Origin of the sequence: Bacillus sp. B1-WWTP-T-0.5-Post-4 (genome assembly GCF_009183795.1) — a bacterium.
Taxonomy (GTDB): domain Bacteria; phylum Bacillota; class Bacilli; order Bacillales; family Bacillaceae_G; genus Bacillus_A; species Bacillus_A cereus.
Map to the genome: position 1 here is coordinate 56,624 of NZ_WEIJ01000006.1, position 13,505 is coordinate 70,128.

Genomic DNA, 13,505 nt, shown 5'->3' on the forward strand with positions numbered 1-13,505 from the left:
TCCAAAAACGAGGTGAAAAAGAATGGTATTAAAACGTAATCCAATTCCAGTGGCAGAAGCAGTTGCACGAGTAATGGAATATGCTTATCAGGGTGAAATAGAAGAGGTTTCTCTTATAGAAAGCTACGGTAGAACGCTTGGAAAAGATGTTATTGCAGATCATGATGTCCCGCATTTTGATCGCTCTCCGTACGACGGGTTTGCGATTCGAGCAGAAGATACGAAAGAAGCAAGTAGTAGTAACCCTATTCAGTTTGAAGTGATTGGTGAAATTGGAGCAGGGGTTGTTTTTACAGAAGAAGTGAAAGCATTTCAAGCTGTCCGTATTATGACAGGAGCCGCAATTCCGAGAGGGTGTAATGCGGTTGTTATGTTAGAACTAACGGAAGGATTTGAAGAAAACGAAAAGATTTATATGGTATTAAAACGCTCTTTCTCTTCTGGCGATAACATTTCTTTTAAAGGAGAAGATGTAAACCAAAATAGCATTCTTGTGAAAAAAGGGACTGTTATTAATCCTGGAGTAGCAGCGCTTCTTGCTACGTTTGGTTATAGTTCCGTACATGTTATAAAACAGCCGGTTATTGGAATTGTAACGACAGGAAGCGAACTGCTTGAAGTACATGAACAATTAAAGCCAGGGAAGATTCGAAATAGTAACTCTTATATGATTGCTGCTCAAATTGAACGAGCCGGCGGAGTTGTACAGTATTATGGGCAATTCGCTGACGATTTAGAGACGTGTTATAACACTGTAAAAAAAGCGATGAAAGAAGTCGATATTTTAATTACAACTGGTGGCGTTTCAGTAGGGGACTATGATTATTTACCGGCTATTTATGAGAAATTACAAGCAAATGTACTTTTCAACAAAATAGCGATGCGACCAGGAAGTGTGACAACTGTAGCTGAGGTAGAAGGAAAACTACTATTTGGTTTATCTGGTAATCCTTCAGCTTGTTATGTCGGGTGTGAATTATATGTTCGACCAGTCATTGGAACATACTTGCATAGGAAAGATCCACACGTATATCGTACAGAGGCAATTTTACAGAAAGACTTCCCGAAAGCAAATCCGTTTACTCGATTTGTAAGAGGGCGAGTAGAAATTATAGATGGTCAATTACAAGTTACACCAGTTGGCTTAGATAAATCTAGCGCAATTTCTTCACTTGCAGAAGCGAATGCATTTATCGTTTTACCAGGGGGAACGAGAGGATTTGAAGCTGGAATTACTGTTTCGGTACTGTTATTAGAATCAAACAACGGAAGTGAGTGGCCGTGGGAAGAACCACTTCGATCATACAAATAATAGAAAAATAGATTACTAACTTATACAAAGATAAGAGGTGCAAAATGATACAAACGTATTATGAAGTAATTGATACACCTATTTCAATTGAGGAAGTTACAAACAAAGTAATTCGTCGTGAGTGTGGTGCAGTTACTACTTTTATTGGTACTGTTAGAGAATTTACGAAAGGGCGTCGTACGCTACATTTAGAGTATGTAGCTTATAAGACAATGGCGGAGAAACAGCTTGAGAGAATTAGCATTGAAGTAGGAGAGAAGTGGCCGGGGACATATGTCGCTATTACACATCGCATTGGTACATTACAAATTTCTGATCTTGCTGTCGTTGTCGCTGTGTCTACACCACATCGGAAAGCGGCCTATGAGGCGAATGAATATATTATGGAGCGTATAAAACAAATTGTTCCTATTTGGAAAAAAGAGTTTTGGGAAGATGGAGAGTCGTGGATAGGTGATCAGTTAGAGAAAACAGCATATGGTAATGGCGAGCCTGGAAAGGAGATGAGAATATGATTGAAGTACTATTATTTGCACATTTGCAAGAAGGAGCAAGTAAGCCGGCTTTGTATATAGACTATGAAAATATTATGGTTGCGGAATTAAAGGAAGTCCTCACTAAGAAATACAACATAGCAATTTCAAACGAGATTATGGTCGCGATAAATGAAGAATACGCAAATGAGGATGACATCATCCAAATTGGTGATGTCGTAGCAATGATTCCGCCAGTAAGTGGTGGTTGATTCTTTTCAGCCTAATGATGTTAGGACGTGATTGGGCTGGAGAGAATGAATTTAACTATGCATACATAGGAGGGAACAGGATGAAAAGTCCTAATTTTCAATTAAGTTTACAAACTTCTAATCTAATTATCGGTTTTATGGTATGGGTCATTTTATCATCATTAATGCCTTATATTAAAGCGGATATTCCATTAACTGCGGGACAAATTTCTATGGTCACAGCAGTACCTGTTATTTTAGGCTCTGTTCTTCGCATTCCAATTGGTTATTGGACAAATCGTTTCGGAGCAAGAAAATTATTCTATATTAGTTTTATTCTATTATTATTTCCTGTCTTTTATATTAGTGTTGCTAATTCTATGATGGATTTAATTATTGGTGGATTATTTGTAGGAATTGGTGGAGCTGTATTCTCTGTAGGAGTAACCTCTTTACCAAAATACTTTCCGAAAGAGAGTCACGGTTTTGTAAATGGTATTTACGGTGTCGGTAACGCCGGAACAGCAATTACTTCGTTTTTAGCACCTGTCATTGCAACTTCAGTTGGCTGGAGAACGACAGTACAATGTTATTTAGTTTTACTTGCAGCGTTTGCACTTATGAACTTTTTATTAGGTGATCGTAAAGAGAAAAAAGTGAGTACACCACTAATGGAACAAATAAAAGGTGTATATAAAAATGAGAAACTTTGGTTTTTATGTATCTTTTACTTTTTAACTTTCGGATCATTTGTCGCATTTACCGTATACTTACCAAACTTTTTAGTATCTCATTTCGGATTAGAGAAAGTAGATGCTGGTATGCGGACAGCCGGATTCATCGTACTCGCAACAATTATGCGTCCGATTGGTGGGTGGCTCGGTGATAAGTTTAATCCATTTAAAATATTAATCTTCGTATTTATCGGTTTAACACTATCAGGTATTATTTTATCATTTATGCCTAGTATGAACGTGTATACATTTGGTTGCTTACTAGTCGCATTTTGTGCAGGGATTGGTAATGGTACAATCTTCAAACTCGTTCCAATGTATTTCTCAGAACAAGCTGGTATTGTAAATGGTCTCGTATCAGCTTTAGGTGGACTAGGAGGATTCTTCCCACCGCTAATTTTAACATTACTATTCCAATTAACAGGTCATTATGCAATTGGATTTATGGCGCTATCAGAAGTCGCACTTGCTTGTTTAATCATTACAGTATGGATGTATAGCCAAGAGAAATTGTTAGTGATGTTAAAGAATCATTAATAAGGAAAAAGAACCATCCCAAAGTATATTGGGATGGTTCTTTTAGTAATAGGCTTCAACATGTTTTTATTGCTATCTCAACAAACGCTCGTTTTCTAAAAGAATGTGCTTTTAAAATGAAAAACAGAAGGTTTATGGAATTTCATTTTAAAATATAGAAGTCAAAAGTTATTCAATTAAAGGGTAGATTAGTGAAGGAAATCTTAAATATATTCTAAAGATCGAACTCATTTTTAGAATGCAAATATTTAATTGAATCGGGATGTTTAGATGAAAAAAATATAAGTCCACTCAAGATAAACAAGTATCAGGTGTGTTAGGTGGTTTAAGCGACAAGTATGGGATTGATGTAAGTATTGTTCGCATAGTAACTGCAGTATCAGATTTTTTTAGGGCCAAATTTTTTGGTAAGGCTAACGGATATTGTGAAAAAAGTACTACACTAAAGAATACAGTTTAGTTCGATAAGATAAAATTATGAATTTGTATAAATAATCCATAATTTTCTTTATGAGTTATATTTGATATGTTAAAGAAAAGAGAGGGAAATGAAATAAGAATTTTTGATGAGCATTTTCATATTATCGATTTCAGTTTTCTGATTATTGAGAACTAAGGGTGTTTTCCGATGAATGAAATGTGTCCACATTTAGTAAAGCGTTTAATCCAACTAAAATATATTTAGAATGAGGTTTTAAATGTTTGTATTTATTATATTAGACGTAATATTACCGATATTAATATTGATGCTAATTGGTGCAATTTTACAAAGAAAGTTCCAATTTAACTTAAAGCAGCTTTCTACACTTATTACTTATTGCTTAATGCCAGCGGCGGTATTTGTGAATATATATGATATTCGTATAGAAACAGGTTTGTTACTCCAGATAATATACTATTTAATGCTTTATAGTCTCAGTCTGATCATAGTAAGTCATTTCATTTCAAAAACATTAAAGTTAGAAAAAGGAGAAAGTGCAGCTCTAAAAAATAGCATTTCGTTAATGAATTCTGGTAATTATGGGTTACCAGTAAGTCAATTGATTTTCAGTCACAATCCAGTGGGGGTTTCCATTCAAATTTTTATTGTGATTTTCCAGAATCTTTTAACTTATTCATATGGGATATATAACTTACTATCAGCAACAAAAACAATCGGAGGTATTATTCAATCATTTCTAAGACTGCCTGTATTTCATGCGCTCGTATTAGGGGTTCTCTTTCAATCTTTTAAAATTCAAATACCTAATTCTATCTTGCTACCTCTTAATCAGCTTGCGAATGGTTTTGTTGCAATAGCACTCATATTGCTAGGGGCACAATTATCTAACATTAAACTTAATTTTTTCCATCGAGTCATAACATGGGCTTTAATTGGAAGGTTACTGATGGGACCATTATTAGCACTTGTCGTAATATACATACTAAACATCGATGGTATTGTTGCACAATCATTATTTATTGCAAGTTCTTTTCCTACTTCAAGAAATACATCAACCATTGCTATGGAATATCAAATAGAGCCTGAATTACATGCACAAATCGTTTTATTTTCAACACTTTTCAGCATTATTACAGTAACTGTCGTTATTTATTTGTCATATATTTTGTTTTGAATATACGTGTTAAAACGAATAGATTTGAGGCGGTAAATGATGGCGGAAATCCCATAGATATGAGAAGAAAACAGTCTATGATATATTGGGTATCGTTTACAATTGTACCATGTCTGATAATCAAGTAGCTTAATTCAAAAAAAGGAAACTCGTTGCGGGTGATTTCGTATGAAAATCTTTAAAGCATCTACATATAGACTTGCGAAAAAAGATACAATTTCGCTTATAATTGACGTTACATGAGCTTAGTTTGATAGCGGTGGGGTGGGAGTGTCAAGTAAGAATTTTTTCTTTATTGATTTTATGCGGTTTTTTCGCAAAATTGTAACTAAGGGGGATTCCAAGTTGAGTAAACAGAATATCAGCACAACAGTTTCAGGAGATATAATTGTTACCCATCTAGTTGGCAATATAAAAACAGATGATGTGTATGAATGGTTTAATGGTTTTGAGCAGGTTTGTCAGCAATTCATTTCTGAAGGGCGGAAATACAAATTGTTGGTGGATAGAAAAGGATACACGCCAAATCATTTTTCTGTTCAAAAAGTATGGAAAGAGAAGTTCTTCAATGAAATCATTTTGAATCACAGTAAGGCAATTGCATTTCTCCTTGAAGAGGGGGAGATAATGGATTATTTACAACAATCTAATACGAAAGAATCTGTGAGATTTTTTGATGATTATGAACAAGCGCTAATTTGGTTGAATGAATATCCAATATAAAACCTGTATTGAAGCAGTTGCTCTCAAGCAACTGCTTTTTTGTCCGTAATTGTTGCCGTTATTTTTCTTCACAGATTCTTGTCCAATTGTTTGTCTGATCCTAAAAAACGAAACTAAAGCAAAAAGAACAAACGTCCCCTAAAAAACGTTTGTCCAAAGGTAATTACTATTTTAACTAAGAAATAGATTACAATTTATGTGTACGAGAAATCTTTTTTATAAGTTTAGGCAATATAGATGTTAGTTCTTGCTTCAAACGCTTCGTAAATGATGGATCTTTACCAGAAGTTGAAATAGTGACAACATATTCATTATTTCTTATAACGCCAGGTGTGTGAAAAGATGATTCTGTACCATCACTTACAACGTTAACCCACTGGAAATCATGAGCGGCCTGTTTGACCATCATATTTACAGCGTGTTGATTTGTAGCTGCATAAATAAGGTGAGCATCTTTAATATCATCATTACTAAAAGCTTTTTGCTTCCAAGTAATATAAGAAAGTTCCTTCATTTCCTCGCAAATTTCTGGGCTGACAACAGTGACGAAAGCGCCTGTATCTTTTAATCCAGACGCTTTTCGATATGAAATTTTACCTCCACCAATGATAACAACGACTTTATTTTGTAGATTAAACATAAGAGGGTACATGTTATACATATATGCATTCCTCCATTCGTTCTAACAATGTTAGTTTCATATATGTATCAAACTGAAGACAGTTACAAGTCGTAACATGGTTATATTTTTTTGTATGCAATTCAATTTTTTGAAGTAATAATCCGGTAAAGAGAAGGTACGGCATGACATATACATGGGACGCAGTCGATGTTATATCCTTGAGCTCAACAGCGAAAGAGGGAGTTCCTTTCGTTAAAAAGGAACAGGATACTGGCATACCAAGTTTTCGTTCGACAGCTGCTCCGATTTGTTGTAATTCATGTATCGGTTGTGGATCACTACTGCCTCGCCCTACGAGTAAAATACTACTATTTTGCATTGGCATAGTTTCACGTATTCTTTTCACTACAAGTTCCACCATATGTGGATGTGTACTAAAAGGAGGTACAACTGAAAATGTTATTTGTGGATATTTCTTTTGTAGTTGTTCTATTTCAAAAGGAATATCACGTTTATAGTGAGCTGCTGCAAATAATAAAACAGGTACAATCATTATTTCAGTTACTCCCTCTATTATCGTTTCTGTAACTGCATCCGAAATAGTAGGTGTCGTTAGTTCTAGAAAAGCTATTTTTTGAATTCTTTCGTTTCGCTCTTTCATAACAGATTGAATAAATTGAATGAATTGTTCATTACCTTCTTGTAGCCGGCTCCCATGTCCAACATATACAATTCCTTTCATTGTCTCACCATGTCTTTCTTCATAAGAGTTTCTTGTAATTGATGATCTACGTTATGAAACCCAACTTTATTTGCATAGTGTAAAGTTGGAACGTCGGTATACGAGAATGGGAGAGTAAGAATATTGATAAAGCCAAGGCGTTTTATTTCTGCTAGAAACGTATCAATAGAAGCACGACCTTCAAATACAATGCTATCCCATGAGAATTCAGAAAGAATACGTGAATGAATTTCATCGAAGCGATGATCAATTGTGTACTCATGAGTCATCATATAGGAACCAGCACCAATTTTTTCTTGAATAACAGCAATTCGGTTAATGTTTCGTCCTAAATAAATCGTTGAATTCGAAGAAAATTGCGCAGGTTTACTGAACAATCCATATTGCATGAGCTTTTCTTGAATAGAAAGGTTCATATACTGAAGTTCTGCCTGTAAGGAACGAATATCTTTATGATATTTACTGCATGATTGCATTAAGATGTCTACACTGTCAGCGGAACAAAATACAAGACGATCAACGTTAAAAATCTTATTGATTTGTTCAGAGGTTAATGTGTATTCTTTCTTTTTGAAAGTTGGAATTTGATATATTTCTGCACCGGACTCTTGTAACTTTTGCTTTATTGCGCTTTTTTTATTTGTTGCAGCTGCAAATAAAACTTTCTTGCCGTGCAATGGTTTACGTTCTTTCCAAGAGATTTGATTCCGCAAAGTAACAACATCACCAACAATTGTCATAGAAGGATTAGAAATATTTTCGTTTTTGACAATAGAAACAATGGTAGACAGTGTCCCTGTGACAACGCGCTGTTTACCAGTTGTACCCCATTCAATGACTGCTACTGGCGTATCTTCTTTTTTTCCTGCTTGTAGTAAGTTTTTACAAATTATAGGTAAGTTTTTTATACCCATGTAGTAGGCAATCGTGTCGCTATTGTGAGATGAATTATATTTTCCATGATCGGTTAAGGGACCTTTTGCATGTCCGGTTAATAAAGTGACACTATTACTGTAGTCACGGTGAGTGAGGGGAATACCTGCATAGCTACTAGCGGCGATGCTAGATGTAATGCCTGGTACAATTTCATATGGAATATTTGCTGCTGCTAAAGTTTCTGCTTCTTCACCAACACGGCCAAAAATAGATGGATCTCCGCCTTTTAATCGGACAACAATTTTGCCCTCTTTCGCAAATTGAAGAAGGTGTGCGTTAATTATTTCTTGACGCATAATATGATTCTTTGGCATTTTTCCGCAATACATAAGTTCACATGTTTGTTTTGTATAGCTAAGAAAGAAAGGGTTTAGTAAACGGTCATATAAAACAATATCTGCACGTTTTAAACACTCTATCGCTTTTTTTGTAATAAGCCCTTCATCACCTGGTCCTGCACCAACTAAATATACATATCCGTTCATAATTGCACCTCATCAATTTTTATTTAAAAGGAAGCCAGAGGAGGCTTCCTTTCGAAAATTACATGTATAAATAAATGTCACCGTCAATAACTTCTACTTCGTATGTTTGAATACAGCCGTCATCAGGTTTTTGAACTTCACCTGTTAGTAGTGAGATTTTCCAATCATGCAGTGGACAAAAGACGAATTCTCCAGACACAATCCCTTCTGCTAACGGTCCGTTTTTATGAGGACAACGATTTTCTACAGCTCGAATATCGCCATTTGAAAGGCGGAATAGGGCGATAGACATACCTTTCATTTGCACTTCTTTACCGATTTGAATAGCAAGATCTTCCGCACGCATAACTTTTATTTTTTCTTTCGTTTGTATCATTTAGATCACAGCTCCTTATTTCACAGTTTCTACTTCATACATCGCTTTTAATGATTTCGTTTCTAGTGCTTGTCCCCATGCTTCCGTATATGTTCTACGAGCTGTTTGGAAACGTTCATTTAACGTAGTAACCATACTTGCATCTTGTAGTATTTCTTTTATATGATCGAAGCCTAAACGTTCTGTCCAGTAGGCGGTACGCTCTCCGTAAATACCAGTTTCACGATAATATTGCATGTAAGCTGCAGCGATGCGAAGGACATCATCTTCAGTAGGGACAATCATTACAAAATCAGCTTCACGTACTTCTGTACCACCATTTCCGCCAATATAAAGTTGATATCCATTTTCGACACAAACAACGCCAAAATCTTTCGTCAGTACTTCCGCACAGTTACGCGGACAACCGGTTACACCCATTTTCATTTTATGAGGTGTATCTACCATTTCTAATGATTGTTCAAGCAACATACCAAGTCCTAATGAATCTTTCGTACCGAAACGGCAAAAACGAGAGCCAACACATGATTTTACATTACGAAGAGACTTTGAATACGCATATCCAGAAGTCATATTTAAGTCAGCCCATACGTTAGGTAAATCTTGTTTCTTGACACCGTATAAGCCAATTCGGCTTGCACCGGTAATTTTCACAAGTGGAACATCATACTTTTTCGCAACTTCAGCAATTTTCATTAAATCATCAGCTGTTGTAACGCCTCCGTACATACGTGGAATAACAGAGAATGTACCATCGTGCTGGATGTTACCATTCATTCTTTCATTAACGAAACGGGACGATTTATCATCTTCATATTCTTCTGGAATCGCCATACGTAAATAGTAGTTTAAAGCAGGGCGGCATTTCGAACAGCCGTCTTCATGTGCAAAACCAAGAACATTTCGTACTTCTTTTGGAGATTTTAAGCCTTTCTCGTGAATGGCCGCTACGACTTCATCACGGGATAAAGGTGTACATCCACACATACCGGCAGATTGCGCTGAGGCATCAAAAGCATCTCCAAGTGTATGAGATAAAACTTGTTCCACAAGTGGACGACATTTACCACAAGAACCTGCGGCTTTCGTACAGCCTTTAACTTCTTCAAAAGTCGTTAACTCTTGTTCTAAAATGGCGTGAACGATTGTTCCTTTCGTAACACCATTACATCCGCAAATTGTGTCATTCGCACTCATAGTAGCAACGTCAAGTTCACATTCTTCACCAGCTTTGTGAAGAAGAGAAGCGGCTGTATATTCTTGTATATCTTCTTCTTTCTTTAACATGCTAAAGAGGCGTGTACCGTCAGCTGTATCACCGTATAAAACGATACCGACGACTTTATTATCACGAATTAATACTTTTTTATAGAAACGTTTACATTCATTAAAGATGGATATTGCTTTCGTTTGATCATCTTCATAAATTTGGCCAGCAGAGAATAAATCACAACCAGCAACTTTTAATTGTGTACCGACGATACTGCCCGAATATCCATCAGTTTGTAAATTTGTTATATGTTTTGCTAATATCGCACCTTGTTCATAAAGAGGAGCAACAAGTCCATATGCGATACCGTCATGCTCTGCACATTCTCCAACTGCATAAATGGACTCATCATTTGTTAGCATATAGTCATTGACTACAATACCGCGATTTACAATTAGACCAGCATCTTTTGCTATTTGCGTATTTGGGCGTATTCCGACAGCCATTACGATTAAATCACAATCTACAACTTCACCGTCTTCAAATTGAATGCCCTCAACATGGTCTGTACCAAGAATTTTTACAGTTTTCTTTTCCATTAAAAACTTCATGCCTTGTGCTTCTAAATCTTCACGCAGAAGAGCAGCTGCTTTCGTATCTAGTTGTTGCTCCATTAAGCTAGGCATTAAATGAACAACATGTACGTCCATTCCTAAATCAATTAGACCTCGTGCTGCTTCTAAACCGAGTAAACCGCCACCAATAACAACGGCCTTTTTCTTTTCTTTAGCGGTATCTATCATAAATTGTGTATCTTCAATAGTTCGAAATCCTGTTACACCAGAAAGTGCGGAACCTTCAACAGGTAAAATAAAAGCACTAGAACCTGTTGCGATAATGAGCTTGTCGTATGTAAGAGTACGCTTCTTTTCTGTAATAATAATTTTTTCTTCTCGGTTAATACTTTGAACTCTTTCATTCGTATACAAAGTTATTTCGTTTTCTTCATACCAACTGTATTCATTCATAATGATATCTTGCATATTTGTTTTGCCTTGTAAAACATGAGAGAGCATAATACGGTTGTAGTTTGGATGCGGTTCATCTCCAAAAATAGTAATCTCATATGAATCACTATCATGTTTTAAGATTTCTTCCATACAGCGAATGCCAGCCATACCATTTCCGATCATAACTAAACGTTTTTTCATTTTCGTTTCCCCTTTTTATGTGAAATGTTGAACAAAGGATTATATTTTTATTATAGAAAATCAAATAAGGGGGAGATGTGATATTTATCACATTTTTATAATGATTCACAAATTGTTAAAATTCGGATTTATTCGAGAGGGATGTGTATAGTCTTTACCAAATGAAAGAGCAGGACATAAGTATGTATACTCATGTCCTGCTCTTTATTTATGCTCTCGTAATGGCACGTGGAAATAAAATATTATTTTCTAAATGAATGTGCTCAAATAAATCAGACTCTAGCGCTTCAAGACGTTGGTAAACAAGTCGATAAGTACCGCAAGCACCTTCTGGAGGAGTAAAGTCATTTGTCACTTTACGAAGTTCTTTTATAATATTTCCAGCATGATTGTGCTCATTTTCTAGTTCATTTACTACTTTACGTAACTTAGCATAGTTTTCATTAGTTGGATTTTGTTCAAATTCTAAAATTAATGGAAAATCTTCCATTTCTTCTTTAATTAAATGCTGTTCTAATTCCATTTTAAGTTCATGAAATAGCTTATGAATTTGAGCTAAATGAGGCTGACTTGCCCCATGAACACGTAATACTTTTGTCACATATGGACTTAACTGTGGTAATTCTTCATTTAAATAGCGGTGATGCTTATTTATAACATAATCAATCAATTCACGATAAGAAGCATTTTTCCAATCAATTTCCGATTCATTTAATCGTTTCGTATTATGATAAAGCGTATTTAACTCTGTAAGCACTTCAGTAGCTGATAAATTTCTTTCATGAATTGCATCAATAAGTGGCTTATTACCGCCACAACAAAAATCTATTCTATATGATTTAAAAAGATCACTAGCTTTCGGAAATTGTGTAACAATCTCACCAACAATTGAAGTTTCAGTAAATGTATGTTCCATATGAATGCCTCCATAAAGTTTTAATGTAATATCTGAATTAAAAATAGCGATAAATGAAAAACAATGTGGTGATTGAAATCACTTATAATGTGTCAATTTTGAGGATAATAAGATGAGTTTTATAAAAGGAAGAGGGGGAGGGGGAATTCGTCATAATAGTTTCTGATAATAAAAAAGAAGCTTACTAGAAGCTTCTTTTTTACTACTATTTTTCACATGCAACTCCATCGCCATCACGATCAAGATGTGAGTCATAACCTGGTTGTCCTTTATATAGAGGAGCTTTCCCGGCAGCTCTAACTGCGGCACAATTTTTGTAATATGCACTACTAGTATTTCCTGAAGCAGGTTGTGTTTGAGCTTGCTGTGCTTTTTGCTCTTCTTGTTGTTTACGAGCTTGTTCATCAGCCTGACGTTTTTGCTCTTCTTGTTGTTTACGAGCTTGTTCATCAGCCTGACGTTTTTGCTCTTCTTGTTGTTTACGAGCTTGTTCATCAGCCTGACGTTTTTGCTCTTCTTGTTGTTTACGAGCTTGTTCATCAGCCTGACGTTTTTCATCCTCTTGCTTACGAGCTTGTTCATCAGCCTGACGTTTTTCATCCTCTTGCTTACGAGCTTGTTCATCAGCCTGACGTTTTTCATCCTCTTGCTTACGAGCTTGTTCTTCGGCTAGACGCTTCTCATCTTCTTGCTTTTGAGTTTTTTCGTCCGCCTCTTTCTTTTCTAGCTCTTTTTTCTGTTCGCTATCTTTTGGCTCTTCATTATTAGAGGCAACTTTTGTACTAGTTGCTGTCGTTTTTTCAGAAGAAGGATCTGAAATACCTGATAGCGCAACAAAAATGACAAATAATACGGCTGTAATAATAAATTGTTTTTTCGCTACACCTGTTTTCTTAATAACAGATAAGATTGCTAGAACAAGGAAGAATATAAATAGAATGAAACTTAAAGTAGAAAAAAACTCGACGACGGGGTGTTCCGATTTTGTTGTACCGGCCGTTATTAATATAATAGAAATCATAAAAAGAATAACGGTAGGACGTCCATATTGTTTTGCTTTTCCATTTTTCTTAAAGAATGAAATGATACATAAGATTAAAAGAATAAAAGCAATAAAAAATAAAGCTGCACCAATATTACTTAAAATCGACATTTTCATACCTCTATTTGTAAGATTCTTCTTATTGATTATATAGTAATTTATTGGATATTACACGTTTTGTATAAATTTAGAAAATTAATATTTTTAATGGACTTATAAACATTTATTTTATATATAAGGAAAAATGGATGTATTTCCTATTACTTTTTGAAAGAGATTTCATAAATTATAGTATATCGATTGAAAGGAGGAGATTTGA

The 13,505-nt window shown here is 35.3% G+C and carries 13 protein-coding genes and 1 pseudogene; 7 read left to right on the forward strand and 7 right to left on the reverse strand.

Annotated elements, in window-relative coordinates:
* The first annotated feature begins 22 nt into the window (after positions 1-22).
* The 7 genes and pseudogenes from GBN91_RS18840 to GBN91_RS18870 all read left to right on the forward strand — a co-directional run bounded on the left by GBN91_RS18840 (position 23) and on the right by GBN91_RS18870 (position 5,646).
* Positions 23-1,312 (forward strand): molybdopterin molybdotransferase MoeA, encoded by a 1,290-nt coding sequence (locus GBN91_RS18840; RefSeq protein ID WP_086411518.1) that lies wholly within the window; start codon positions 23-25, stop codon positions 1,310-1,312.
* A 44-nt stretch (positions 1,313-1,356) separates the two neighbouring features.
* Complete coding sequence (locus GBN91_RS18845; protein ID WP_006922455.1) at positions 1,357-1,827, forward strand: molybdenum cofactor biosynthesis protein MoaE; 471 nt, start codon at positions 1,357-1,359, stop codon at positions 1,825-1,827.
* Positions 1,824-2,057: a molybdopterin converting factor subunit 1 gene (gene moaD, locus GBN91_RS18850; RefSeq protein WP_006922454.1), complete on the forward strand. Its 234-nt coding sequence runs from the start codon at positions 1,824-1,826 to the stop codon at positions 2,055-2,057. Before GBN91_RS18845 ends, moaD begins: the two co-directional genes overlap by 4 nt.
* Before the next feature lie 80 nt (positions 2,058-2,137).
* Positions 2,138-3,307 (forward strand): nitrate transporter NarK, encoded by a 1,170-nt coding sequence (narK, locus tag GBN91_RS18855; protein ID WP_006922453.1) that lies wholly within the window; start codon positions 2,138-2,140, stop codon positions 3,305-3,307.
* A gap of 274 nt (positions 3,308-3,581) precedes the next feature.
* Positions 3,582-3,710, forward strand: a pseudogene (locus GBN91_RS29285) (PspC domain-containing protein); the annotation flags it as partial.
* A 295-nt stretch (positions 3,711-4,005) separates the two neighbouring features.
* Positions 4,006-4,923 (forward strand): AEC family transporter, encoded by a 918-nt coding sequence (locus GBN91_RS18865; protein ID WP_016122394.1) that lies wholly within the window; start codon positions 4,006-4,008, stop codon positions 4,921-4,923.
* A 303-nt stretch (positions 4,924-5,226) separates the two neighbouring features.
* On the forward strand, positions 5,227-5,646 hold the full coding sequence (locus tag GBN91_RS18870) for an STAS/SEC14 domain-containing protein (RefSeq protein WP_080120259.1): 420 nt from the start codon (positions 5,227-5,229) through the stop codon (positions 5,644-5,646).
* A 187-nt stretch (positions 5,647-5,833) separates the two neighbouring features.
* On the opposite strand, the gene GBN91_RS18875 is transcribed toward GBN91_RS18870, so the two are convergent.
* From GBN91_RS18875 to tolA, 7 genes are all read right to left on the reverse strand, one after another.
* The gene (locus GBN91_RS18875) at positions 5,834-6,307 is read right to left on the reverse strand and encodes a precorrin-2 dehydrogenase (RefSeq protein WP_086411516.1); all 474 of its coding nucleotides are present in this window, start codon (positions 6,305-6,307) and stop codon (positions 5,834-5,836) included.
* Positions 6,300-7,010 carry a sirohydrochlorin chelatase gene (locus tag GBN91_RS18880; protein WP_152122002.1) on the reverse strand — a complete coding sequence of 237 codons (711 nt, stop codon included), beginning with the start codon at positions 7,008-7,010 and terminating at the stop codon, positions 6,300-6,302. The genes GBN91_RS18875 and GBN91_RS18880 overlap by 8 nt, the downstream gene beginning before the upstream one ends.
* On the reverse strand, positions 7,007-8,431 hold the full coding sequence (locus GBN91_RS18885) for a uroporphyrin-III C-methyltransferase (protein WP_001014943.1): 1,425 nt from the start codon (positions 8,429-8,431) through the stop codon (positions 7,007-7,009). Before GBN91_RS18885 ends, GBN91_RS18880 begins: the two co-directional genes overlap by 4 nt.
* Positions 8,432-8,489: 58 nt before the next feature.
* The gene (nirD, locus tag GBN91_RS18890) at positions 8,490-8,807 is read right to left on the reverse strand and encodes a nitrite reductase small subunit NirD (RefSeq protein ID WP_000616677.1); all 318 of its coding nucleotides are present in this window, start codon (positions 8,805-8,807) and stop codon (positions 8,490-8,492) included.
* A gap of 15 nt (positions 8,808-8,822) precedes the next feature.
* Positions 8,823-11,228 carry an NADPH-nitrite reductase large subunit gene (nirB, locus tag GBN91_RS18895; protein ID WP_152122004.1) on the reverse strand — a complete coding sequence of 802 codons (2,406 nt, stop codon included), beginning with the start codon at positions 11,226-11,228 and terminating at the stop codon, positions 8,823-8,825.
* Between the two features lie 208 nt (positions 11,229-11,436).
* The gene (gene ric, locus GBN91_RS18900; RefSeq protein WP_152122007.1) at positions 11,437-12,144 is read right to left on the reverse strand and encodes an iron-sulfur cluster repair di-iron protein; all 708 of its coding nucleotides are present in this window, start codon (positions 12,142-12,144) and stop codon (positions 11,437-11,439) included.
* 205 nt (positions 12,145-12,349) lie between these two features.
* On the reverse strand, positions 12,350-13,297 hold the full coding sequence (gene tolA / locus GBN91_RS18905; RefSeq protein WP_152122010.1) for a cell envelope integrity protein TolA: 948 nt from the start codon (positions 13,295-13,297) through the stop codon (positions 12,350-12,352).
* Between the last annotated feature and the right edge of the window lie 208 nt (positions 13,298-13,505).